This window comes from Pseudopedobacter saltans DSM 12145 (assembly GCF_000190735.1).
GTDB classification, from domain to species: Bacteria; Bacteroidota; Bacteroidia; order Sphingobacteriales; family Sphingobacteriaceae; genus Pseudopedobacter; species Pseudopedobacter saltans.
On sequence record NC_015177.1, the window covers coordinates 4,600,667 to 4,624,264 of the forward strand.

Genomic DNA, 23,598 nt, shown 5'->3' on the forward strand with positions numbered 1-23,598 from the left:
ATTAGCGGAGATAGCGCAAATATTACATGGGACTTGACAGGCTGAGAATTATTTGGAATAAAATCATCGGGAGTAAGGAAGATTTTGAGTTAAGCAGTAGGTTTTTTCACCATATATGTGTGTTTGGGATGGTGGCCTTATTCATAAATATTCCTTTAAATATTTATATAGGATTGCCTTTATTAACTTTCGTACTTATAATAGTTCTTATAGGCTTATTTTTCTGTTATTACCTTTCCCGGTTTAGAGACAGATATGAAATTGCAATACTTATTTTCGAAATGATGTCTACCGCCTTTGCTGCGATACATTTCTTCTTCAGCAGCGGAATTAATGGCGCCGGCTTGCTGTATTTTCTTTTATTCTTCTTTTTGAATATAACAGTAGCTCCCAGAAGACAATACCCATTCTGGCTATTACTGAATCTGATATTGGTAGCAGGTGCTTTGGTTATTGAATATAATTATCCTTACCTGATAGAAAACCAATATGAAACGAAGATTGAACGTTTTTATGATCTTTTTATAGCATACTTTATTACACTGGTAATGCTGTTGCTTCTTGTAAGGGAAATATGGAAAAGTTATTTTATAGAGAAAAATGGTTACGAAAAGCGCACCAAAGAGCTAGCTAAGCTTAATGAAGAGAAAAGTAAACTTTTTTCAATCGTAGCTCATGATTTACGTTCTCCAATTTTATCTATTAAAGGTTATCTTGAAAGTCTGAACGCTATTTCATTCTCAGAAGAGGAAAAAAATCTTATCAATAAAAAGCTTTTAGAAGATACCATTTCTGCAAATGAAATGATGGATAATTTGCTAACCTGGGTGAAGAACCAACTCGACGGCGTGGAGCCAAATTTATTAAGGTTTAAACTGGCAGACAATCTAAAAATTACCATAGATCTCTGCAGGAATTCTGCACTGAATAAGAATATCAACCTGACTGTAAATATTGACGAGGATGTTGATATAGTGGCAGATAGGGAAATGATAAAAGTTGTTGTTCGTAATTTGTTGGTTAACGCGATCAAGTTTACTGGCGAAGGAGGGAATGTACTTTTAAAAGCAGAAAATAAGGATGGAAACTGTTTGATTCATATTACCGATAATGGTATAGGCTTTTCCAATAGCGATAAGAAGGCGGTTTTTTCTCATAGATTGAAATCAAAAACGGGGACAAGGAATGAAAAAGGTACGGCACTGGGGCTTATTATTTGCAGGGACTATACGCTTATCCAAAAAGGAAAAATCGCAATGCAAAGCAAAGAGGGAATGGGTACAACATTTACACTTACTTTTCCTGCTTGATAAGCTATATCTTTAAAAATTTTTTATATTGAATTTTTTTAGCCAATATCTTATGAACTTAAAAAATTCGATACTCATCTTAAGCGTTCTTTCAGTCCTTGCCGGCTTAGAGTCTTGCAACAGAAGAAGCGAGAAATCTAAGAAGGAAATCCAGGATTCAATAAAGACAGAAGCTTTGAAGAAATGGGATGAAACTATACCTGGTTCTTTTTCTGACCAAACTGACATAAAGTTTGATAGTGCGGCCTTGGGTAAGTTCTTTAAAAGCTATCCCGAGCTGGCGGTTTATAAAGACAGTATATCCGAATTCTATAAACGAAGAAACTATGCCTATGCCTGGTTTGATAAAAAAGGTATTATCGAGCAAGCGGGAAACCTTGCCGATAGGATTAGAAATATAGATACAGAAGGGGTTTCTTCTAAATCGGTTCCTTATACAAAAGATCTGGATTCGTTGATTTATGCAGATCAGGGAAGAAAGACTCCTTCTACTGAAACAGAATTGATGCTGACTGGGCAGTACTTTGTTTTTGCTAATAAAGTTTGGCAGGGTGTTGATGAGAAAGCTAGTAAATCTGTTCAATGGTATGTGCCTCGCAAAAAGGTTTCCTATTCTGATTTGCTCGATAGTCTGTTAACCAATAAATCATCAGTTTACACGGTTGAAGGCCGTCCGGTATATCGGCAATATATGTTGCTGAAATCTTTTTTAACTAAGTATCGGGAGCTTGAAAGTCAGAGAGAAGTGACAACGATTGGATTAGATGCGGGAAAGAAATCTTATAAAATAGGTGATTCTTCAGATAATATTGTTAAGATCAGGAAGCGCCTGCACTTTTTGGGTGACTATAAAGAATCGGATACTTTATCTGCACTTTATGATGCAAATTTGAAAGAAGCGGTAAGCAATTTTCAGGAAAGACACGGACTTACGAACGATGGTGTAATTGGAGCAGGAACGATAAAGGAAATGAATGTGCCATTGAGGGATAGGGTTAAGACTATCATTGTAAATATGGAGCGTTTCAGATGGGTGCCAGCCGGATTAAATAAAGAATATTTAGGAGTAAATATTCCCGAGTACAAACTGCATGTTTATAATGCGGATAGCTTATTGTGGAGCTGCAATGTTGTAGTAGGTAAAGAACTGCATAAAACTGTGGTTTTTCAGGGGGATTTGAAATATATTGTCTTTAGTCCTTACTGGAATGTGCCGCCGAGTATTGTAAGAAATGAGATTTTACCTGCAATGAATAGGAATGCCGGTTACTTGAAACAACATAATATGGAAATTACTGGTCATGAGAACGGGCTTCCGGTGATAAGGCAGTTACCCGGGAAAGATAATTCCCTGGGATTGGTGAAATTTCTGTTCCCTAATAATTTCAATATTTATTTACACGATACGCCAGCAAAGTCTTTATTCAGTATGGAGGATAGAGCATTTAGTCACGGATGTATCCGTGTAAGTGAGCCCAAGAAATTGGCGGAATTTTTATTGAAGGATGATAAGGCTTGGGACTCTATAAGTATCGATAAGGCAATGCACCAAACTAAGGAAAAGTGGGTAACCTTAAAAAATCCGGTACCTGTTTTTATCAGTTACTTTACTGCTTTTGTCGATAGGAAAGGACAGATTAATTTTAGAAAGGATATCTACGACAGAGATAGTGCTCTCGAGAAAATGATATTGAATTAGATAAAGTGATTTGTTATCAGTTGCGAGTTACGTATAAACGCGACCTACAACTGATAACGAAATTTATTTTTTCTATTTTCGAAATCATCCTAATGGTGAAAATGCCCCTTCTCAATAAAACTATTGAGCGGGTTGTTCGGTAGTGGTTTGTGTTTTTTCCTTCTTTTTGAAAAGATTGTTTAGCTGATTTTTTACTTCATTTTTGATCCTTTCCTCAGTTTGTTTTTTTACTGTGTCTATTTTTTGTTGGGCTTCCGCTTTCGCTTTATCCGTAATTTTAGTAACCTCTTCTCTTGCTTTTGATTCCAACTCGGCTTTTTTATCCGCAATGACCTGATTTACAATACTGTTAGCTTCTGATTTGATGTCATTTCCAGATAAATCCAGCTTAACAGTTGGTTTCGTAACCGTTCCACCAATAAGGGCATTAAATTTTATTGTTTCGCCAAGATTTACATTAGTGCCGGCCTTGCTATTAAGTGAAGCAAGTAGGGCATTGGCTGTTGAATTGGCTTGGTTTCCCAATTTGGCTCGGGGAATATTTATAGCTACTTTATAATCCATGGATTGATCTAATCCATTAGAACCCTGTATATTTAACAATATATCATTTTTCTTGATGTTGAAAGGCGAGACCAATAGTCTTCCATCCTCGATCTGGAATTTGGCCAATACATTCTTTAATTCCAGTTTTTTCAGTTCACCAATATTCAGGCTGGAAGACAGTTTATTTAGTGGTTCAAAGCCATTAATCACAGCTTCGATAATATTTGTCATACCAGAAGCATCTATAGATGAATAAATAGGCATCATATCTTGCCCTAAATCGGAATTGAATTTTAAATTAGTTGTGAAGGTTCCACTAGTATATTTAGCAATAGGAGCCAAAAGTTTAATGGTATTAAACATATTAAAAGCCTTTTGAATATTCATATTCTCTATACCAAAATCAATATCTACTTTTGGTTTTTTGATATCAGTACTTGCATAGGAACCATTCATTTTTACTTTACCGTCAAGCATCTGCATCCCTAGATCCTTAAAGAAAACTGTCTGATTCTTTACAAAAAGTGCACCTTGAGCGTTTTGGATGTCGTAGTTATCATATAGGAGCCTCTCGGTCTTAACTGTCATGTTAAAATCGATGTTCTTTGGAATTTCAATTACGCTTAACTTGCTTGTATCTGCACTTTTTTGTTCTGTAGTGGCTGGCCCCATCAATTCATTAACATCAATTAATGATGATACCAAATTGAAATTTCCCTGTAGAGGTTTGTCCTTTCCGAAAACATATGACAGATAATTATTTACTGCTCCATTTGCCTGAAAGTCACTTTTACCAATTTTAGCAACAACATTGCTTACCGTTATATTTTTTGGATTAAGGCTCAATTTAGCTACAGGAATACTTACAGGTTTAGCAACCGCTGCTCCCGAATAATTAACGTTTGTAGCTGTTATATTTCCACTTGCTTTAAAAGCTTCATAATTTCCTTTGTCTATTGTTGACTTATTTCTAGAGGCAGTTATATCAGCGTTTAAAAGCCCACTTAAAGCCATATCCTTTAGTGGGAATATAGTGGTTAACTGTTTTAAATCCAAAGCTCCTTTTAATGCTAAATCCAAATAAGGGTCACTAATAGGGGTTTTTACCAGTAATTTCCCATCCAAAGGAGCTTTATCAAATGCCATATGAAAAGCAGGAACATCAATAATGGTATGGTCTGTTACTCCATCGGGATTTGATATTTTAGCTTTAATCTGTATATCATTTATTGAGGATGGTAAAGAAGTGTATTTTACTTTCCCATTTTCTATATTTAGATTGATATCGAATGCCGGTAACGATTTTTCATTATAAATACCTTTTGCAAAACCCTTTAGTCCGAATTTTCCAGATGCTTGTAAATCCTTAAAATTGGATGCATACATAGTTGGGATTAATGATAGAAAGTTCTTTAGATCAGATTTTTCTGCATCAAACTTTACGTCAATGACCATGTCAGTATCGTTAGGCATGGCTAAACTCCCTACTAAAGACAACACCAGTTCATTTAGTTTGATGGTGTTTTCCTTAAGTGTAAACTTCATCTTAGCTAAATCGATATCTAGGGGAAGTCCTGCTTCTAAATGTACACCATTTAAATATGGAATTCCACCATATTTTACAGTTAATTTTTCGATATTGGATTCCGTGTCTAAAACAAAAAGATCCTGAGTAAAATCTCCCTTTCCACTATGATTTATGTTATTTAAAGCCATATAGAAATTCAGTGAAGCATCATCATAAATAATATTTCCATTCTTTATTTCATATTTTTTCAAAGCAGCTTTAAAAGATGATGCGGTAGTATCTTGTGGACTTGTTTTTGTAGAGTCGGATTTTACAATATCCCAGTTAGCTTTACCGCTTTTCAGTACTCTGGCGTAAATCTTAGGTTCGTCCAATTTAACTTCATTTATCTGATATTTATCTCCTTTTATCACGCTCATTAAATTTAAATTGAGCTGTAGATTTTTGATTTTTGCCAGTGTATCTGTAGAAAAACTGTCTACACCAACAATTTCGAAGTCATTTAATTTTAACCCTAATTGAGGAAAAGAACTGATTATGGTTAGATCAATATCCTTAAAGTTGACTTTGGCGTTCAGATTTTCATTGATGGTGTTTTTTACTTTAGAAACTATGGTGTCTTTGAAGAAAAGCGGAATACTAGCTACAGCAAGTAAAATGACTACAAAGATTAGAGAGATGGTGATAATGATTTTTTTAGACATTTTTAAAATTTTAGATCTAAGTATTAACACAAAAGTAAAGGAAATATTTTGTTCGATAAAAAGTCAGAGTATTTAAGGTCTTAATTCTCTGTGAAATAGATTTAGGAATAAAAAAATCCCTTAGCAAACAGCTTGCTAAGGGATTTTGAAATAATTTAGATAGTAACGGATATTAATCCTCGTCTCCAAATCCTTCAGGAACTGGAACGCCTGTAACTTCAGCTTTAATTTTTGCTTCCAGTTCTTCAGCTAATTCCGGGTTATCCATAATGAGTTGTTTTACAGCATCGCGGCCCTGACCTAGTTTAGAATCACCGTAACTAAACCATGAACCTGCTTTTTTAATGATACCGTATTCAACACCTAAATCTATAATTTCACCAGCTTTAGAAATACCTTCGCCAAACATAATGTCAAACTCAGCAATTCTGAAGGGAGGAGCAACTTTGTTTTTTACAATTTTAACTTTTACTCTGTTACCTGCAACCTCGTCACTATCTTTAATTTGAGAGATACGACGGATATCTAAACGAACAGAAGAATAAAATTTCAATGCGTTACCACCAGTAGTTGTTTCTGGATTCCCGAACATCACACCAATTTTATCCCTTAATTGGTTGATGAAAATACAACAACATTTTGTTTTGCTAATGGTACCCGTTAATTTACGTAAAGCTTGTGACATTAAACGGGCCTGTAACCCCATTTTAGAATCACCCATTTCGCCTTCAATCTCACCTTTTGGAACCAAAGCGGCAACTGAGTCAATAACAATAACATCAATTGCTCCTGACCGGATTAAGTTATCAGCAATCTCCAGCGCTTGTTCACCGTTATCAGGTTGTGAGATTAATAAGTTTTCAATATCTACACCTAATTTTTGGGCATAGAATTGATCAAAAGCATGTTCAGCATCTATAATGGCAGCAATACCTCCTGCTTTTTGTGCCTCTGCAATAACATGGGTAGCTAAAGTAGTTTTACCAGAAGATTCAGGACCGTAGATCTCTATAATTCTTCCTTTAGGTAAACCACCAATGCCTAAGGCAATATCTAAACCAAGAGAACCAGTGGAAATAGCCTCCATAGCTTCAACAGGTGCATCTCCTAATTTCATTACAGTACCTTTTCCGTAAGATTTTTCTAGTTTATCTAAAGTAAGTTGTAATGCTTTTAACTTTTCGCTAGGGTTACTCATGTATAATATTTTTAGTAATTTATCTTTTTAAAAATTTAATGATACAAAAATGCTAATTTTTTTATCATTTGCAATAGTGCTTAAAGAAATTTTTTTCATGACATCAATAAATGTGTCGATTTCAAATAAAGGTAGTATAATTTGATGATTTTACGAATCAGAAGGATATAGAAATGTAACTAAGATAGCTAAGTAAAGTGTAAGGAGTATTATATAAAAGCCTGTATTTAGCTCGATTTTTACTAAATGCAGCTTCTGATTTAATGAAATATAGTCTGTTTGTATGTTAAAACCAGCGATTAGTAATTTAAGAAGCCATTATTTAGCTAGCCGTTTTCTTTAACTAAACAGATAATTCTTTCATTTGCTATAAGCAACATGCGAGCAGTTTTTTTTGAAAAGCAGTTGTGTGACAATATTTGAGAAACGCGTCAAAAACAGCCGATTATTTTATAGCTCTTTTCTTTAATTCTTTAGCGATTTTCGCTTTTGCTTCCAATTCCCCTTTTCTTTTTAGAGCCGATGGCGTATTGTGCTGTGCATAATACTTGCAAAAGCCTGTTAAAGGGCAAATATCACATTTTGGACTTCTGGCTAAACAAATATATCGACCATGTAAAATAAGCCAGTGGTGAGCAATATGTATCTTGTCCTGTGGCAAGTGCGCTACCAGTTGTTTTTCTACTGCTAAAGGTGTTTTTGCATTAGTAGTTAAACCAATTCTGTTGGCGACACGAAAAACATGGGTGTCTACAGCCATAGCAGGAGCATGATAAATAACAGATGAAATTACGTTTGCTGTCTTTCGACCAACGCCAGGCATTTTCTGTAAATCTTTAACATCCTCGGGAACAATACCATTGAATTCATTCAGTAGGATTTTGGCCATACCAACCAAATGCTTGGATTTATTATTTGGATAGCTAACCGAGCGAATGTAAGCAAAGACTTCTTCTGGAGTAGCAGAAGCCAGACTTTCTGGTGTTGGATAACGCTCGAAAAGTTTCGGCGTAACCTGATTTATTCTTTTATCTGTGCATTGAGCAGAAAGAATTACAGCAATCAATAATTCGAATGGATTGTTGTAATGGAGTTCCGTTTCCGCCTGTGGCTGATGCGTTGAAAAATATTCTACAAAAGCTTTGTAGCGGTCTTTTTTTAGCATGATTGATCTAATTTTTTGCCTCTTCTTTTTTAGGGAATATTAAAGACGCTATAACACTAACCGCCAGAATTCCGATAATAATATAAAGAGAATGTGCTGTTGTAAATCCTATTTTCTCCATATAGTCATGTGCTAGCATTTTTATACCAATAAATACCAGTAAGAAAGCTAGTCCGGTTTTTAAATAATGGAATTTATGGATAATGTTAACCAAGAGGAAGAACATGGATCTTAAACCCAAAATCGCGAAGATATTAGAGAAAAATACAATATAAGGGTCTTTCGTTGCTGCAAATATGGCAGGAATAGAATCAACGGCAAATATTACATCCGTGAATTCTATAATCAATAAGACTAAAAATAGAGGAGTAATATATTTTTTCCCATTCTCTACATGGAAAAAATCATGTCCCACAAATTGAGGGTATACAGGGAAAAACCTGGATGCCAGTTTAACTACTTTATGGTTTTTAGTGTCAATTTCCTCTTCTTCGTCGCGCTTTATGAACATCATAATTCCCGAATAAATCAGGAACGCTCCAAAAAGATAAAGTATCCATCCGAACTTACTGATTAATGTAGCACCTATAAAGATGAAAAGGAAACGCATTACTACAGCTCCCAGAATACCCCAAAATAAAACTCTGTGATAATATTCCTTTTTAACTGCAAAAGCAGAGAATATCAACACCATTACGAAGATATTATCTACAGATAATGCATATTCGATAACATAACCTGTAATGAATTCTAAGGCCAGGTTTTTACTATATATATCTAAACTAAGTTCAAAATTATCAGGCACCAGTTTGATGCTATGCTGATGTTTTGCTGTTATCGCAATCAGGTCGTCCATATTTTGGATGCTATGGAGATAGTTAGCATGGAGTCTGAGAAGGAAATAGAAGCCTATAGCAAAACTCACCCAAATCAGGCTCATAATAGAAGCACTTTTTAAAGAAACTTCTTTGTCTTCTTTGTTGAAAACACCAAGGTCAAGGGCAAGCATGATGATGATAAACAATGCAAACCCGCAAAAAAATAAAACTTCGTTACTCATTATCTATTTCTTTCTGTAGTAAATCTCACTAAATTTTCCAGGCCGGTTCTCGATTCGCTTTCCGGAAACTGCGCCAGAATCTTAAATGCTTCGTCCTGATATTTGAACATTTGCTCTTCGGCATAGGCTAAACCGCCGTTTGCTTTAACAAATTCGATAATAGCATTTATCTTTTCCGGTTCATCATTATGATTTTTAACAAGATTTTTGATGCGTTTTTTTTCTGCCTTATCTACATTGTTCAAAGCATAAATTAAAGGAAGGGTAACCTTTTTTTCTTTAATGTCTATGCCTTTGGGTTTTCCGATATCATCTGTGCCAAAATCAAATAAATCGTCTTTAATTTGAAAAGCTATCCCAATTTTCTCGCCAAAATCATGCATCTTTTTCACAATCTCGTCGGTGGCACCGGCAGAAGTCGATCCGGCGGCACAGCAGGAAGCTATTAATGAAGCTGTTTTTTTTCTGATAACTTCGTAATAAACTTCTTCGCTGATATCCATGCGACGCACTTTTTCCATTTGCAACAATTCGCCTTCACTTAGTTGCTGCACAGCATCAGATACAATTTTTAATTGTTTAAATTCTTGATGGTCAACGGATAGTAATAAACCTTTAGCTAAAAGGTAGTCGCCAACCAAAACGGCAATTTTGTTTTTCCACAGAGCATTTACGGAGAAAAAACCACGTCTTTCGAAAGAATTATCTACAACATCATCATGAACCAGCGTAGCTGTATGGAGCAATTCCACAAAAGTTGCTGCGTGATAGGTAGACTCTGTTATTCCTCCACTTATATTGGCCGAAAAGAACACGAACATAGGTCGTATCTGCTTACCTTTTCTTTTTACAATATAGTGGGTTATCCTATCTAACAAAGGAACCGAGCTTTTCATAGAAGCTTTAAACTTCTCTTCAAAGGCATCGATTTCTTTTTCTATAGGCTTTTTAATCTCGTCTAGTTTCAACATTAGAAGCAGCTAGCTTTTGTTCGTCTGCAAACATAATGAAAAAACCTAATTTTTGTTTTTTAAACAGCCAGTTCAGCATAAAAATCTGTATAATTGATACCCGAATCTAAATATTATGAATATCGTTAAACTTTTTATTGCGGTAGCCTTTGGCCTTATCGCCCAGAATTTACAGGCGCAGACCTTCAAAAATCCTCAAAAATTTAAAAGTTTTGGAAGAATGCAGGTAAACTATGGTTTTGGTATCAACGACGTTTTTAACGAACAAAAAGTAAATCCATTGCAGATTAAATTTGTATTTGGCAAACAGAATGAACATGCGGGTGTGGGAGTTGGCATTGCTACTGCGAATTTTAAAAGCAGAGGAAGTAATGGTGGATTGAATATGAATACCATTTCTTTTTCTGCAAATGGGCATTATAATTTGATGAGTCTTTCGGAAAATAAGCAATCTCCTTTTGTTAGAGCCAGCGTGGGTTATGCAGCTAAGGTTTTTAAGGATTATGTAAAGGGATTGAATTATGATGCTGGTATGGGATATATTCTCACCAATAAAAAGGGAGCCCGGTACTTTGTGGAAGCACAATATTTAACTCAGGATTTTGAGGATTTTTTATATGAAGGGAATAAGCTTAAAGCAGAATCTATTGGTATTGGGGTGGGGATTTGGTTTTAAATTTTTATTGCCTGTTGGAGTTTAAGTCTCCTTATCGTCAAAAATTTAGCTACGATAAAAACGACGAATTTACTATTCGTCGTTTTTATTTTTTGGTTTAAATTTCGGCTTAAACCCCAAAGGTTTTGGACTGGCAGTAGCAGCAGAACCTTCGACATCATCTTTTACCTCATCAAGCAGTTTCTCGCGATGTTCGCTATTTTTAGTGTCAACCGTTTTCACTTTTTCAGTTTTTTCTTCTATTGTCTTGGTTTGTCCGGCCTTAAACCGGGGTTTAAAACCTAAAGGTTTTGCTGTTATATCGGGCTTAGTTTCTTCCTGAATATTTGCAATCCCTTCAACCTCAGCTTCTATATCTTTTTGAACTGAAGGAGTTTCTATGTCTTCCTTAGTTTCTATTGTTTTAGTCTGTCCTGCTTTAAACCGCGGTTTAAAACCTAATGTTTTAGCAGGGACTTCTTCCTTAACTTCTGTTTTTTCCGGATCTTTAGCTACTGCTGTATCTTCTTTTAAAGGCACAGGTGGCTGATTTGCTTTAAATCGTGGCCTGAATCCAATGGGTTTGGATATTTCTTCCGTTGTATTGGTATCAACAGCAGGTGCATCAGTATTTGTTTTTTCAGTATCCGTTGAGGAGATCTTAGTTGTTCCGGCTTTAAATCTTGGAATAAATCCACTTGGTTTAGCAACAGCAGTTTCGTCTACTGTGGGCTTTTCTTCTGGCTGTTTCTCCTCAGCACTTGAAGAAATTGTTTTTGTTACTCCCGGTTTAAATCTGGGCTTAAATTCAGGAGGTTTATTTTCGGAGGAAGAATCATTGACCTCGGTAGTACTTACTTCAGTAGAAGTTGAACTAGCAGGAATATGTTCTTCTTTTTTTACAATAGGAGCCTTAAATTTAGGCTTGAACCCGGCAGGTTTTGCAACTGCTGTTTCAGTTTTTGCTTCGATGGCAATCGCTTCTGCTTTATCAACGGTTTTTTCTCCTTTAAATAATTCTTTTAATCTTATTTCTTCTTCAGCAGATAAAGGATAAGAATGACGTAGCTTATTGAACCAATATTTTTTGGTATGGTCGAAACTTTTTTCTCCCATAAGAGCGTAATGACTTTTGAATTGATCAAAAAGGTTCGGTTCGGCATTACGTAACAGTGCCAAATCAATTTTTTTCTTCAAAAAGAACTCTTCAAAAACCATTTTTATATAGCTATTTCTACGTTAAGATTTTTCCAAATAATTTTTTTGCCATCTTTACTAAGCTCCCAGTTTTGTTTCTCTTCTTCACTGGCGTTTTTTAACTGAGGATGCCACAATAAAGGGAATGCTGTTTCTTTACCGTCTTCTAATTCAATAACTAATGTATCATCATTAAAAGTAACCTTTAATTCATGGTCTTTTCTTCTTGTACTAACAATTCCCATATCTATAAAAAATTATTCAGCCATGTTATGATAAACCGCCTGAACGTCGTCGTCTTCCTCCAGTTTATCCAATAATTTCATGATATCTGCAGCTTGCTCTTCGTTCACTTCTGCGTAAGATAACGGAATTCTTTCCAGTTTAGCCTGTTTAATCTCGATTCCTTTTTCTTCTAAAGCTTTTTGCATTTTGCCAAAATCTTCAAATCCTGCATGTATAACAGCTAAATCATTACCTTCTTCATCTGCTTCAACATAAATTTCCTCTAAACCAAAATCGATTAATTCTAATTCCAATTCTTCTAAATCTAAATCGCCTGGAGCAAATCGGAAAGTTGATACTCTTTTAAAGATGAAATCCAGAGAACCGGTTTTGCCTAAAGTTCCGTTGCTTTTGTTGAAGTAACTTCTAACATTCGCAACAGTTCTGTTCGTGTTATCTGTAGCTGTTTCTACTAAAACTGCCACGCCATTAGGACCGTATCCTTCGTATACAACTTCATCATAATTAGCTGTCGATTTATCACTAGCCCTTTTTATAGCTGCTTCAACACGGTCTTTAGGCATGTTTACAGCTTTAGCATTCTGAATAGCAGTTCTTAATCTGGAGTTGTTTTCTGGATGAGGGCCACCTTCTTTTACCGCAATTACGATATCTTTTCCAATACGTGTGAACTGAACGGCCATTTTGGCCCAACGTTTAAATTTTCTTTCTTTTCTAAACTCGAATGCTCTTCCCATTTGTTATTTTCTATAGAGAGATCTTATTTATCTCTTTGTACATCAAAATTAAAAGCTCTGAATTGAGCGATGTAAAATTAAGAAAAAAGCAAAAGCATTTGTGGCTTTTTTAGATTAATGAATCTAATAGCAGAATTTATTGTCTACTAACCACGCTAAAAGCCGTTTTATAATTCTTCCGCTTTCCGAATAAATCAAATAATTCGGCATGTAAGATGTAAATGCCCGTTTTAACACGGTTTTGAGTTAAGTCAAAACCATCCCATAGCCATGTTCCGGAAGAGCTTACCGCCTCGTTGTTAATGATTTTTTTAATCAGACGTCCTTCATCATTATATACACTTACATTCGCTACATAATTGTTTTGGTCTAACTGGTAATTAATACTTAAAAGATCATTGGTGCCGTCGTTATCTGGTGAAAGAACTTTGGTGGAGAGCGCAATCCCGTCAGAAGAAGTTGCATTTTGTGCCATGTTTTGAGAATTTTTATATGCTGGAGTAGAAAAACCGACACTAGCAGTTGCCGAACGGAAATTACCAGGTTTGTTTGTGTCTTCATTAAAAAAAGTTCTTTCCAGAGAAACGCCCTTTTCTTCTTTCAATAGCGCAAAATGCATGTTTCGATCGTAATTCAGCTGGTCAATTCTATTTTTATCTTTATCTAGTAGAACGACGGTACCCTTATCATTATTAAAAGAAGGTAAAGCAGAAACCTTAATGAAATTATCAGGATTAGTAGTGAAATATTCAAGCTGAATATTTTCTGGGTCAGTGGTAATAACCCAATATGTACCGGGTTTGAAAAGCATAGTGTTTGCGCTAATTGTTTTTATATTTATTACGGAATCTTTAGCATTAGCACCGGCGATAAATAGCTCTCTAAAATCAAAAGTTTCATCCGAATGATTATAAAGTTCTACAAATTCTTTGCCGCCAGCTCGCGGATTGAATAAAATTTCATTAATCAGGATTTTGCCTTTTTGTGGATTTGAAGGAACTATGAGTTCCGATTCCAGATTGGTTAACTTTGTAACCCCACAATCGCAGATTTCAAGACTTTTCATTAAGAACGATTGTCCTCTGACAAGACCATTTTTATAAATAAGTTCAACCGAGCTGAATTCTGGCGCAACTACTTTTACGAGGTCCGGCTTACCAATTTTACTTATATAATTATCTGCAGAGATAGCTTTTAAACTATCTATAGCTTTGTTAAAAACCAGTACAACTGTAGAATCATCTTTGAAAAATAGGGAAGACAGAGATAAGGGAGCAGACGAAATGTTCGATTTATAGATCGAATTTGATTTTCCGGGAGTACCTCCGCTCGGATGTTGGCTACCCGAAAAATTTTGTGCGTCAATACAAATAGATGCAGGATCAATAAGTTCTAAACTGTATCCCCCTTTTTTTTTGACGTTATCTTTATACCACGTGTCTGAATATTGCACTTTATGAATAAGTGTGCCTTCCTGATTGGTCAGACTTAACGATCCATTGTCGTTTCTCAGCGTAGGCCAGGGAGAAATACCTATAGTTCTGCCATACTCCTTATACTCCAAAGTATCGCTTTTTGCGCATATGATAAGATGTTCTTCTGGTAAGATATAATCATCACCAAAAATGTAATTGGTCGTCGAGTTAGAATATTTAAAACCTTTTAATGATAATTTTTCAGTAGTGGTATTAAGCAGTTCTATAAACTCGGCCTTCGGCAGATCAACCTGTGGGTTCGGATTTGCAAAAATCTCATTTATTAATATATCATTATACTTTGTTAGATAGGGCTTGTTATAAGTAAAGGATATGATTAAAGGCTTTGAATTCAAATTTCCAGCTAAATCGCGAATCTTATCAACTGTTAATTGATACAAAGCACTTTCGAAATCTTTGTCATATTCTACAAGGATACTTTTTGAATAAGTTGTTACGCTTTTTATTGCGCCACTAAACGGTTTTATATGGAAGTTCTTATTTAAATCGATATCATTTGTTCTGATATCCTCAGTAAATGAAATTGTTAATTTGTTTTTTGCAATATGTGCAGACTCTATTTCCGGTAGTTCTATTTCTTTTATTGAAAAATTGCTAAAGAAATGCTTTTTATGAAAAGAGGCTGTTGATTGTTGGATATAAATACCAAACCAATTGCTGGTTGAATATTGCTTGTCTATAACCTTTCCTTCAGATTGATATAGATTGCCCGTTTGAGATTTATCCCATTCCAGTGTGAATTCTCCCAGACTATTTCTGGTAACTCTTATCCTGAGGGGATTATTACTGGAACTGGATACAGTCCCACTTTGGCCTGTTAAAAGTTTAATTGAATTTGCTAAAAGACCATTTCGTTTAAAAAGGGAAATTTCTTTTCCGGTATTTCCAACCCTTACAAAATAACCATTCACATGGGTGCTACCACTCAGGTTTTCTGAGTCACTAATCAAATAAATATCAGCGTAATTATTCCCAGATACCGAAAACTTTAGATTACAATCAAACTCCCACACCGTATTTAAAGCCAGACTATTTGCGGTTGCTAAAAAGAAATTTGTGTTGGGCAGGTCGGAATTGGATTTTAAAGAACCATTTTCAACAACAAAGTTTTCCTGTGCGTTGGGACCAACCCAGGCAGGATTTGTAGTAAAATTACCATCATCGAATTTATCATTTAATTGTGAAAAAGCGTTTTTGTGTAACAAAAGCATTAAAAAAAGTAAAAACTTTCTCATATTTGGCCATATTTAGAATAAATATAATATTTAAAAATTAATTAATTAAAGAGAAAAAAATGAAAGTTGCAGTTGTAGGCGCTACCGGTCTTGTTGGAACGGAGATGTTAAAAGTTTTAGCAGAGCGCAATTTCCCGGTTACAGAATTGATTCCTGTTGCTTCTGAAAAAAGTAAGGGTAAGGAAATTGATTTCAAGGGAAAGAAATACAAGGTTGTAACTGTTGAAGAAGCCATCGAAATGGTTCCAGAGGTGGCTTTGTTCTCTGCCGGAGGAAGCACTTCCCTAGAACAAGCGCCTAAGTTTGCCGCTAAAGGTACTGTAGTTATCGATAATTCTTCTGCATGGAGAATGGATCCGTCTAAAAAATTGGTAGTTCCAGAAGTAAATGCATCTGTGTTAACTAAAGAAGATAAAATCATCGCAAATCCAAATTGTTCTACTATCCAAATGGTAGTAGCTTTAAAACCTTTGCATGATGAATATAAAATCAAAAGAGTTGTAGTTTCAACTTACCAATCAGTTACTGGAACAGGAGTAAAAGCTGTCAACCAGTTAATGAATGAGCGTAAAGGAATTACCGATGGAGAAATGGCATATGCTTATCCGATTGATTTAAATGTTATTCCTCAGATAGATGTTTTCCAGGACAATGGATATACAAAAGAGGAAATGAAAATGATTTTGGAGACTAAAAAAATTATGGGCGATGACAGTATTAAAGTTACAGCAACTACTGTTAGAATTCCTGTAATGGGTGGACACTCAGAGTCTATCAATATCGAATTTGAAAATGATTTCGACTTAGCAAAGGTTCGCGAGTTATTGGCTGCAACTCCTGGAGTTATTGTAGTTGACGATCCGGCAAATGCAAAATATCCAATGCCAATGGATGCGCATGGTAAAGATGAGATTTTAGTTGGACGTATCCGTCGTGATGAATCTCAGGACAATACATTAAATATGTGGTGTGTGGCAGATAACCTTAGAAAAGGTGCGGCTACAAATACGGTTCAAATCGCAGAGGCTTTAGTAGCGCAAAATTTAATCGGTTAGTAATTCCGTTATAAATAGAAAAGAGGCTGTATCAAAAGTCAATTTTACTAGATTGATACCAAATAAAATTTCGACGCTTTATTAGATTTAGCGAAAAAGGATCAAATCTCTGATGAGTTTTGATCCTTTTTTCATGGTTTCTGTAATTAAAAGCTGTCCTGCCAAATTTAATTCTGATTTGAAATTGTGAATTTCATTTATGAGACAGCCTCCTTTTTGTGTTTATATATTCTAAATTAAGTTGTAGCGGCCAGCCAGCTTTGTACGAGAGAAGTTATTTTTCCCTTATTTAACTCTATATCATTAATGTCCTTTAATGTCAGTACGGCCCGGTCGTTACTTTTCCAATCCAATAATCCAAAATCGTTAGCTAGTAGTTTTTCCTCTGGTTGAGCTTGTGTTTTAGCTCCACGATGAAATATAATTTGAATCTGATTTGGAGGGTATAGCTTCATTGTTATTCTATCTGCATCTTTTATGTGATAGTTGGGTGCATTCCATTTCATATTCTCCTCCAAATTTTCGTTTGCGTTCAGAATGATATAACGTAAATTTTGAATTTCATTCCTCAGGGGAAGATCTAAACGATCCATATTTTCGCTTACTTCATTATTTATTCGATTATCCATAATCTTTAATTTACGACGACCTGTTTTTCTATAAAAGTATCCTTAGCTGATTTAAATTTAAAGTTATAAGTTCCGGCTTGTTTAGGAACAAAAACATAATCTTCCTCAAAACTAATAAAAGCTTGTGTGCAAACGCAACCTCTGTTTTGTCCCTTGGCAATAACCTCGATAGTATTTTCAGTTCTCTTTTCATTAAACCGGGAAAAATTTCCGCATCCGTTATGATAACTAAGTTTAACTTTAAAGGTCAAAGGGGTATTAACGGTGCCAGAACTTGTTACAGATACATCTGTGGTAAGAAGTTCTATATCATAAATACAATCTCTCTCTTCGTCCTTTGAACAACAGGAACTAATAAGGAGGCAAATAAGGATAATAACAAATGTGTTTTTCATATCTGATTTTAGAGTTACTAGTTTAAGATAACTTGTTTTTGAATGTAAGTGTCGCCAGAAGACTTAAATTTGAAAGTATATGTTCCGGCCGTCTTAGGTATGAAAGTATAGTCCTTTTTAAGAGTAAATGCTATATCTGTACATATACAACCCATATTCATTCCCTTGGTTACTACAGTGATAATATTACCGTCTTTTTTTTCTTCAAATATTTTGAAATCGCTACAACCATTATAAAAGCTGAGTTTCACTTTGAAAATTATAGGTTCATTAACAGTTCCGGAACTTTCGGTAGATATTTCTATTGCTGGGATATCAATCTCATAAATACAATTGTCGCTCTCTTTTTTTGAAGAGCAAGAAGTTATAAGGAAATAAATAAAGGTGATAACAAGTGTGTTTCTCATGTAGATTTTAGAGTTTACTATTTTACAACAATTTGTTTCTCAATATGTGTGTTTGAAGATGATTTAAATTTAAGAATGTAGGTGCCTGGCTTTTTCGCTAAAAAAGAATAGGTAACAATTGTTTCTGTAATAGACGTTGTGCAATATAGACAGGTTTCTTGTGTTATTTTAGCTGTAATCTCTCTCTCGAATTCACCTTTACTTTCCAATTTATAGAAATAATCACAACCATTTAAAATAAGGGATAAATCTAAATTAGTTAATTGATTTACGGTAGTCTCTTCCGGAGAATTTACTTCGTAAATATAAGTGCTTGCCGTTTTTTTGCAACTTTTTTCTTTGCTACATGACAAGGAAATAATGCAAGTAAGTAATAAACTTAAAAAATACCTCATGTCATTTGTTGGTTTACTTAATTCTTCAACGTTTAGCTTTTTATATAAATTGGTTGTTTTTATCTATAATCCCTTTATTTGTACTATGAAAAAAATCTTTGCTATCTTACTTATTTCAGCGATAGGGAACTCTTCTTTCTCCCAATCCATTACTGATAAGTTAAAAACGGCCTATGCAGCTTTTTCAAAGGACGCTCAATTAAAGTACGCAACAAGTTCTTTAATCGTTACAGACAGAAATACGAATAAGGTGATTTTTGCACAAAATGAAAATGTCGGCTTAGCTCCTGCCTCTACTTTAAAAACAGTTACTTCAGCAACTGCTCTGGCTATTTTAGGTGAAGATTTTCAATTTAAGACAGATATCCTTTATACTGGAAGTATTTCAGGAAATACCTTGAATGGGAATATCGTTATTAAAGGAAACGGGGATCCGACGTTGGGAAGTGATAGATTTTCAACAACCTCTAAAGATATAGTTTTAGAGAAAATCTTATCTGCGATTCAATCAAAAGGTATTAAAAAGGTAAATGGAGAAGTAATAGCTGATGATGGAGTCTGGGATTCACAAAGTATTTCCGAAGGTTGGATATGGCAGGATATGGGGAACTATTATGGTGCGGGAAGCTCTGCAATATGCTGGGGTGAGAATGAATTTGAATTGAGGTTTAAACCAGCTACGTCAACAGGACAGGATGTTCAATTGCTTTCGGCTAGTGTTCAATACCCGTTTTTAAATATTATTAATGAGTTAAAAACAGGCGATTCAGGTACAGGTGATCAGGTTTATGGTTATTCTTCACCATATTCTTCAGTGGTCTATTTAAGAGGTACATATGCTGTTAACTTAAATAAGGCAATTCGTTTTTCGTTGCCGGATCCGGCATTAGCATTCGTTTATGATGTAAGCGAAGCTTTGTCTAAAAATGGTATATCGACCAAAGGCTATAAAACGACAAGGTTGGATACATCAAAGCAAAATCTTCAGGGAACGGTTATACTAAGTATTCAATCTCCGCCTTTAAAAGATATGGTCTATCATTTTAATCAAAAAAGTCTCAATTTATACGGAGAGCAGATGCTTAGAGCTATTGCAAATGATGAAGGAAAGACAATTAAAGGTGGCATAAAGAGTCTGCAGAATCATTGGCAAAAACTAGGTATTGATAAAAACACGTTGAATATTTATGACGGAAGCGGATTGGCTCCGGCAAATAGAGTAACATCAGCTACTATGGCCAACGTCTTAAAATGGGCAGACGGCCAGCCTTGGTTTACTGCATATTTGAATAGTTTTCCATTATATAATAACATGAAAATGAAAAGCGGTACCATTGGCGATGTACTGGCTTATTCAGGCTACCATAAAAATTATTGTTTTACCATTATAGTAAATAATTATAGTGGTACAACCTCGGCAATGAGACAAAAGATGTTTACATTGTTAAATAACCTGAAATAGTGAATGAAATTATAAACTTAATGTTCATTAAAATCGGGAATTAACGCTGAAATAGCAATACGGATTGGATTGATTTTTGTACATCCTTTCATGTCAATTAGAAAAGGAGGTTTATTATGAACCTGGTACACAGAATCGAACATTGGGGCGATTACTATCACTCCAAGGCTACAGATGTAATTCGCATTTGTTTAGGCGTAATCATCCTGATAAAAGGGATAACCGTGATTATGAGCAGAGATGCCGTTTATTCCTTGCTAATAGAAAGTGGGAAGTTTGACCTTTCTAGTGTATTATTAGCTATTATTGTGCACTATATTGTGTTTGCACATATTCTAGGAGGAATATTTCTGATAGTAGGCTTGTTAACAAGGTTTGCTGCAGTTATTCAAATCCCCATCTTATTAGGTGCTGTTTTCTTCGTTAACATAGCTAAAGGCTTTACATTCTTCAATTCTGAATTATGGCTTTCCTTAATTGTTTTGCTATTGTTAATTATGTTTTGGATAATTGGTGCCGGGCCCTATTCCGTAGATAATACCATTAAGCGTAATCGGCAATATTAATAGTCTTATAATCATATAATCATGTAAAATCAAATATTACAATGCTCTGATTGAGTTTTTTATATTTTTGTATGAACTTAAGAGATATGGGACACAATTTAAAGGTTACTATAGATAGTGATTCTGGTTTTTGTTTCGGAGTAGTGTACGCTATTGATATGGCAGAAGATATTTTGTCTGAAGATGGATATTTGTACTGTTTAGGCGATATTGTACATAACGATGAAGAAGTAAGCCGTTTAAAAGCCAAAGGGTTAAGAATTATCAATCATGATGATTTGAAAACTATCAGCAATGAAAAAGTATTGATACGGGCGCATGGCGAGGCACCTGAAACCTATAAATTAGCTTTAGAGAATAATATCACTTTAATAGATGCTTCGTGTCCTGTGGTTCTTAAATTGCAGAATAGGATCAAATCAAGCTATGACTCAAATGAAAAAATTGTGATTTTTGGAAAACACGGTCATGCAGAAGTTGTAGGTTTACAAGGACAAACAAATAACGATGCATTGGTTTTTCAGAGTATAGAAGAATTGGAACAACTTGATTTACCTGCGAAATTTACATTATACAGCCAAACAACAAAATCAACCGATACCTTCTATCAAATTAAACAAAGTCTGTTAGATAAAGGCTATGATTTAAAAGCGAACGATACCATATGCCGCCAGGTATCTAATCGCGACAAAGATTTACCAGAATTTGCCAAGAAATACAACAAGATAGTCTTTGTGTCTGGCAAGAAATCTTCTAATGGGAAAGTGCTTTATGAGGTATGTAAAAAACATAACCCCAACACATTTTTCGTAAGTGGCGTAAATGAATTGGAGAAAGATATGTTCAGGGAAGGTGATACCGTAGGTATTGCGGGAGCAACATCTACTCCAATGTGGTTAATGGAAGAAGTAAAGCAAGCGTTAGAAGCATTTTAAGAAGGTTTTGAATGAGAAAAAAAGGAATTTTACTTGTCAATTTAGGTACGCCCGATAGTCCTGAAACCAAAGATGTCCGTACTTATCTCGATCAGTTCTTAATGGACGGTCGTGTGATAGATATCAATCCAATAGGAAGAAATTTATTAGTTCGGGGCATAATTGTTCCAAAAAGAGCCAAGAACTCGGCCAATATTTACAAAGAAATTTGGACAGAACAGGGCTCGCCATTGTTGGTTTACAGCTACGAACTTCTCGATTTAATAAAAGAGAGGTTAGGAGAGGAGTATCACGTAGAACTGGCTATGCGTTATCAAAATCCTTCGCTGGAAAGCGCATTGGATAAAATGCGGCAGCTAAATGTTGATAGCATTAAAGTAATTCCGCTTTTTCCTCAATATGCTTCTGCGACAACAGGTTCTATTCATCAGATGGTGATGGAAGTTATTAGCCAATGGCAAGTCATTCCACCTCTTCAGTTTGTAAATAACTATTGTGATCACAAGGGAATGGCTAAGATTTTTGCAAAGAATGCCAAAAGATATTTGGACGCAGAGAAATGGGATCATGTCTTATTTAGTTATCATGGCGTTCCTCAACGCCAAATGAAAAAGGCCGATGTTTCGAAGAAACATTGTTTACAGGTAGAGGATTGTTGTAAGACTTATACAGATACCAATAAATTCTGCTATACAGCGCAGTGTTATCAAACAACAAAAGTAATTGCCGAAGAAATCGGGCTTTTAGCAGATGAATATACATTGTGCTTTCAATCCAGATTAGGGAGCGAGCCGTGGATGCAGCCTTATACCAGTACTGTTTTAAAAGACCTGGCAGATAAAGGAAAGAAAAGAATTTTAGTGCTGAGTCCTGCTTTTGTTGCCGATTGTATCGAAACAATATATGAAATAGGGGTAGAGTATCAGGAAGAATTTCATTCCTACGGAGGCGAAAAGGTGCAAATGGTAGAAAGCCTGAATGCCGACCCGGAATGGGTGGATGCTTTGGAAGATATTATTCTAAACCGTTAGGTGGAAAATATTCTTTTGTTTTGAGAAAAATTTCTATATATTAGAATATGGACTTAAAAAATAAAAGAAAGAAGGCCAAGCCTTATGCGGTGGATCAAAATCATCAGAGTACTGTAGAAGAGACAATTTCATTTTATCATACATTATATGATAATCCGGTTTCTTTGTTGTCGGTAGCTAAAAGTGGTTTGCAGGCTAAAGCTGCCTTAGATTTTATATCTGTGTCTGGTTTTACCTACGATCAATTTCAAGAGACATTTAAAACAACGGTAAAGACTATTCAGAACTATGCAGGTCAGGATCTAAAGTTAGATGCCGCATTAAGCGAGAAATTGTTAAAATCTTTTTCTTTATTCGAGCAGGGTATAGAAGTTTTTGGTTCTGTAAAAGCCTTTCATGATTGGCTTAATATGCCTTCAATTGGATTAGGAGATCGGGTACCATTCGAAATAATGGATACCATTACGGGAATTACTTTAATAGAAGAAGAATTATTGCGTATAGCTTACGGAGCTTTAGCATAGTGGAGGTGTTTAGAATTACTTTGGCCAGATACGCAGGAGAATTGAAAGCTTTCGGAAGAGCTGCTCTTTGGAACTCTAATGATGTTGATGTGATTTATACCTCATCGTCTCAATCTCTCGCTTGCTTAGAGAATGTTGTTCATCGAAATAGTTTGGGACTTAACGCATTGTTTAAAGTGATGAGTATTGAGATTCCTGATAACTTAAGTGTTGAAACCATCAATCTGAAGAATTTAAAGGAAGACTGGAGTTCATTTAGAAATATAAGTAATACACAAAAAATAGGAGATGAGTGGGTGAAATTGAAAACCTCTCCAGTTTTAAAGGTACCCTCTTCCATTATTCCTTCTGAATTTAACTTTTTGATTAATCCCTTGCATCCTGACTTTAAACGTGTTAAATTGCTAGGGTCAGAGATATTTGTTTTTGATAAAAGAATTAAAGATAAATAA

23 protein-coding genes are annotated in these 23,598 nt (G+C 35.1%); 10 read left to right on the top strand and 13 right to left on the bottom strand.

The genetic code is table 11. The features are described 5' to 3' along the window. The first annotated feature begins 26 nt into the window (after positions 1 to 26). Positions 27 to 1,310, top strand: coding sequence for a sensor histidine kinase (locus tag PEDSA_RS19180; RefSeq protein WP_013634829.1), 1,284 nt, complete (start codon positions 27 to 29; stop codon positions 1,308 to 1,310). A gap of 52 nt (positions 1,311 to 1,362) precedes the next feature. Next, complete coding sequence (locus PEDSA_RS19185) at positions 1,363 to 3,009, top strand: L,D-transpeptidase family protein (RefSeq protein ID WP_013634830.1); 1,647 nt, start codon at positions 1,363 to 1,365, stop codon at positions 3,007 to 3,009. 120 nt (positions 3,010 to 3,129) lie between these two features. Here PEDSA_RS19185 and PEDSA_RS19190 read toward each other — a convergent pair whose 3' ends face one another. The 5 genes from PEDSA_RS19190 to PEDSA_RS19210 form a co-directional block, all read right to left on the bottom strand. Then, entirely contained in the window at positions 3,130 to 5,787 is a 2,658-nt protein-coding gene (locus tag PEDSA_RS19190; protein ID WP_013634831.1) for an AsmA-like C-terminal region-containing protein, read from the bottom strand. A gap of 172 nt (positions 5,788 to 5,959) precedes the next feature. Next, complete coding sequence (gene recA / locus PEDSA_RS19195; protein ID WP_013634832.1) at positions 5,960 to 6,985, bottom strand: recombinase RecA; 1,026 nt, start codon at positions 6,983 to 6,985, stop codon at positions 5,960 to 5,962. Positions 6,986 to 7,430: 445 nt separating this feature from the next. After that, complete coding sequence (gene nth, locus PEDSA_RS19200) at positions 7,431 to 8,150, bottom strand: endonuclease III (protein WP_013634833.1); 720 nt, start codon at positions 8,148 to 8,150, stop codon at positions 7,431 to 7,433. A 7-nt stretch (positions 8,151 to 8,157) separates the two neighbouring features. Further along, entirely contained in the window at positions 8,158 to 9,210 is a 1,053-nt protein-coding gene (locus PEDSA_RS19205) for a TerC family protein (RefSeq protein WP_013634834.1), read from the bottom strand. Beyond that, a complete protein-coding gene (locus tag PEDSA_RS19210; protein WP_013634835.1) occupies positions 9,210 to 10,181 on the bottom strand; it encodes a polyprenyl synthetase family protein in 972 nt (323 codons plus the stop codon). Before PEDSA_RS19210 ends, PEDSA_RS19205 begins: the two co-directional genes overlap by 1 nt. Positions 10,182 to 10,296: 115 nt before the next feature. Here PEDSA_RS19210 and PEDSA_RS19215 point away from each other — a divergent pair, with 115 nt between their 5' ends. After that, positions 10,297 to 10,857 (top strand): hypothetical protein, encoded by a 561-nt coding sequence (locus PEDSA_RS19215; RefSeq protein WP_013634836.1) that lies wholly within the window; start codon positions 10,297 to 10,299, stop codon positions 10,855 to 10,857. 72 nt (positions 10,858 to 10,929) lie between these two features. On the opposite strand, the gene PEDSA_RS19220 is transcribed toward PEDSA_RS19215, so the two are convergent. The 4 genes from PEDSA_RS19220 to PEDSA_RS19235 form a co-directional block, all read right to left on the bottom strand. Beyond that, positions 10,930 to 12,033, bottom strand: coding sequence for a hypothetical protein (locus tag PEDSA_RS19220; protein ID WP_148233561.1), 1,104 nt, complete (start codon positions 12,031 to 12,033; stop codon positions 10,930 to 10,932). A 23-nt stretch (positions 12,034 to 12,056) separates the two neighbouring features. After that, positions 12,057 to 12,278: a DUF2442 domain-containing protein gene (locus tag PEDSA_RS19225; RefSeq protein WP_041537171.1), complete on the bottom strand. Its 222-nt coding sequence runs from the start codon at positions 12,276 to 12,278 to the stop codon at positions 12,057 to 12,059. Positions 12,279 to 12,290: 12 nt separating this feature from the next. Then, the gene (locus PEDSA_RS19230) at positions 12,291 to 13,016 is read right to left on the bottom strand and encodes a YebC/PmpR family DNA-binding transcriptional regulator (RefSeq protein WP_013634838.1); all 726 of its coding nucleotides are present in this window, start codon (positions 13,014 to 13,016) and stop codon (positions 12,291 to 12,293) included. A gap of 136 nt (positions 13,017 to 13,152) precedes the next feature. After that, complete coding sequence (locus PEDSA_RS19235; RefSeq protein ID WP_013634839.1) at positions 13,153 to 15,747, bottom strand: lamin tail domain-containing protein; 2,595 nt, start codon at positions 15,745 to 15,747, stop codon at positions 13,153 to 13,155. 59 nt (positions 15,748 to 15,806) lie between these two features. On the opposite strand from PEDSA_RS19235, the gene PEDSA_RS19240 reads away from it, so the two are divergent. Next, a complete protein-coding gene (locus PEDSA_RS19240; RefSeq protein ID WP_013634840.1) occupies positions 15,807 to 16,802 on the top strand; it encodes an aspartate-semialdehyde dehydrogenase in 996 nt (331 codons plus the stop codon). Positions 16,803 to 17,038: 236 nt separating this feature from the next. On the opposite strand, the gene PEDSA_RS19245 is transcribed toward PEDSA_RS19240, so the two are convergent. Genes PEDSA_RS19245 through PEDSA_RS19260 form a run of 4 tightly spaced genes read right to left on the bottom strand, consistent with a single transcriptional unit; the run spans position 17,039 to position 18,628 of the window. Continuing rightward, positions 17,039 to 17,431, bottom strand: a complete 393-nt coding sequence (locus PEDSA_RS19245; protein WP_013634841.1) for a DUF1801 domain-containing protein — start codon at positions 17,429 to 17,431, stop codon at positions 17,039 to 17,041. A 5-nt stretch (positions 17,432 to 17,436) separates the two neighbouring features. After that, positions 17,437 to 17,826 carry a hypothetical protein gene (locus PEDSA_RS19250; RefSeq protein WP_013634842.1) on the bottom strand — a complete coding sequence of 130 codons (390 nt, stop codon included), beginning with the start codon at positions 17,824 to 17,826 and terminating at the stop codon, positions 17,437 to 17,439. Between the two features lie 17 nt (positions 17,827 to 17,843). Continuing rightward, positions 17,844 to 18,233 carry a hypothetical protein gene (locus PEDSA_RS19255; protein ID WP_013634843.1) on the bottom strand — a complete coding sequence of 130 codons (390 nt, stop codon included), beginning with the start codon at positions 18,231 to 18,233 and terminating at the stop codon, positions 17,844 to 17,846. A gap of 17 nt (positions 18,234 to 18,250) precedes the next feature. Next, a complete protein-coding gene (locus PEDSA_RS19260; RefSeq protein ID WP_013634844.1) occupies positions 18,251 to 18,628 on the bottom strand; it encodes a hypothetical protein in 378 nt (125 codons plus the stop codon). 85 nt (positions 18,629 to 18,713) lie between these two features. Here PEDSA_RS19260 and dacB point away from each other — a divergent pair, with 85 nt between their 5' ends. From dacB to PEDSA_RS19290, 6 genes are all read left to right on the top strand, one after another. Next, on the top strand, positions 18,714 to 20,090 hold the full coding sequence (gene dacB, locus PEDSA_RS19265) for a D-alanyl-D-alanine carboxypeptidase/D-alanyl-D-alanine endopeptidase (protein WP_013634845.1): 1,377 nt from the start codon (positions 18,714 to 18,716) through the stop codon (positions 20,088 to 20,090). A 116-nt stretch (positions 20,091 to 20,206) separates the two neighbouring features. Beyond that, positions 20,207 to 20,656 (top strand): DoxX family protein, encoded by a 450-nt coding sequence (locus tag PEDSA_RS19270; RefSeq protein WP_013634846.1) that lies wholly within the window; start codon positions 20,207 to 20,209, stop codon positions 20,654 to 20,656. 86 nt (positions 20,657 to 20,742) lie between these two features. After that, on the top strand, positions 20,743 to 21,591 hold the full coding sequence (locus tag PEDSA_RS19275; protein WP_013634847.1) for a 4-hydroxy-3-methylbut-2-enyl diphosphate reductase: 849 nt from the start codon (positions 20,743 to 20,745) through the stop codon (positions 21,589 to 21,591). 11 nt (positions 21,592 to 21,602) lie between these two features. Then, a complete protein-coding gene (hemH, locus tag PEDSA_RS19280) occupies positions 21,603 to 22,622 on the top strand; it encodes a ferrochelatase (RefSeq protein ID WP_013634848.1) in 1,020 nt (339 codons plus the stop codon). A gap of 47 nt (positions 22,623 to 22,669) precedes the next feature. Beyond that, complete coding sequence (parS, locus tag PEDSA_RS19285; protein WP_013634849.1) at positions 22,670 to 23,146, top strand: type II RES/Xre toxin-antitoxin system antitoxin; 477 nt, start codon at positions 22,670 to 22,672, stop codon at positions 23,144 to 23,146. 5 nt (positions 23,147 to 23,151) lie between these two features. After that, positions 23,152 to 23,598: an RES family NAD+ phosphorylase gene (locus tag PEDSA_RS19290; protein WP_245546787.1), complete on the top strand. Its 447-nt coding sequence runs from the start codon at positions 23,152 to 23,154 to the stop codon at positions 23,596 to 23,598.

What these genes read in the sequence shown, in the direction of transcription:
- PEDSA_RS19180 (WP_013634829.1), top strand. Translation starts at nt 27, where the DNA reads ATGGGACTTGACAGGCTGAGAATTATTTGGAATAAAATCATCGGGAGT.
- PEDSA_RS19185 (WP_013634830.1), top strand. Translation starts at nt 1,363, where the DNA reads ATGAACTTAAAAAATTCGATACTCATCTTAAGCGTTCTTTCAGTCCTT.
- PEDSA_RS19190 (WP_013634831.1), bottom strand. Translation starts at nt 5,787, where the DNA reads ATGTCTAAAAAAATCATTATCACCATCTCTCTAATCTTTGTAGTCATT.
- recA (WP_013634832.1), bottom strand. Translation starts at nt 6,985, where the DNA reads ATGAGTAACCCTAGCGAAAAGTTAAAAGCATTACAACTTACTTTAGAT.
- nth (WP_013634833.1), bottom strand. Translation starts at nt 8,150, where the DNA reads ATGCTAAAAAAAGACCGCTACAAAGCTTTTGTAGAATATTTTTCAACG.
- PEDSA_RS19205 (WP_013634834.1), bottom strand. Translation starts at nt 9,210, where the DNA reads ATGAGTAACGAAGTTTTATTTTTTTGCGGGTTTGCATTGTTTATCATC.
- PEDSA_RS19210 (WP_013634835.1), bottom strand. Translation starts at nt 10,181, where the DNA reads ATGTTGAAACTAGACGAGATTAAAAAGCCTATAGAAAAAGAAATCGAT.
- PEDSA_RS19215 (WP_013634836.1), top strand. Translation starts at nt 10,297, where the DNA reads ATGAATATCGTTAAACTTTTTATTGCGGTAGCCTTTGGCCTTATCGCC.
- PEDSA_RS19225 (WP_041537171.1), bottom strand. Translation starts at nt 12,278, where the DNA reads ATGGGAATTGTTAGTACAAGAAGAAAAGACCATGAATTAAAGGTTACT.
- PEDSA_RS19230 (WP_013634838.1), bottom strand. Translation starts at nt 13,016, where the DNA reads ATGGGAAGAGCATTCGAGTTTAGAAAAGAAAGAAAATTTAAACGTTGG.
- PEDSA_RS19235 (WP_013634839.1), bottom strand. Translation starts at nt 15,747, where the DNA reads ATGAGAAAGTTTTTACTTTTTTTAATGCTTTTGTTACACAAAAACGCT.
- PEDSA_RS19240 (WP_013634840.1), top strand. Translation starts at nt 15,807, where the DNA reads ATGAAAGTTGCAGTTGTAGGCGCTACCGGTCTTGTTGGAACGGAGATG.
- PEDSA_RS19245 (WP_013634841.1), bottom strand. Translation starts at nt 17,431, where the DNA reads ATGGATAATCGAATAAATAATGAAGTAAGCGAAAATATGGATCGTTTA.
- PEDSA_RS19250 (WP_013634842.1), bottom strand. Translation starts at nt 17,826, where the DNA reads ATGAAAAACACATTTGTTATTATCCTTATTTGCCTCCTTATTAGTTCC.
- PEDSA_RS19255 (WP_013634843.1), bottom strand. Translation starts at nt 18,233, where the DNA reads ATGAGAAACACACTTGTTATCACCTTTATTTATTTCCTTATAACTTCT.
- PEDSA_RS19260 (WP_013634844.1), bottom strand. Translation starts at nt 18,628, where the DNA reads ATGAGGTATTTTTTAAGTTTATTACTTACTTGCATTATTTCCTTGTCA.
- dacB (WP_013634845.1), top strand. Translation starts at nt 18,714, where the DNA reads ATGAAAAAAATCTTTGCTATCTTACTTATTTCAGCGATAGGGAACTCT.
- PEDSA_RS19270 (WP_013634846.1), top strand. Translation starts at nt 20,207, where the DNA reads ATGAACCTGGTACACAGAATCGAACATTGGGGCGATTACTATCACTCC.
- PEDSA_RS19275 (WP_013634847.1), top strand. Translation starts at nt 20,743, where the DNA reads ATGGGACACAATTTAAAGGTTACTATAGATAGTGATTCTGGTTTTTGT.
- hemH (WP_013634848.1), top strand. Translation starts at nt 21,603, where the DNA reads ATGAGAAAAAAAGGAATTTTACTTGTCAATTTAGGTACGCCCGATAGT.
- parS (WP_013634849.1), top strand. Translation starts at nt 22,670, where the DNA reads ATGGACTTAAAAAATAAAAGAAAGAAGGCCAAGCCTTATGCGGTGGAT.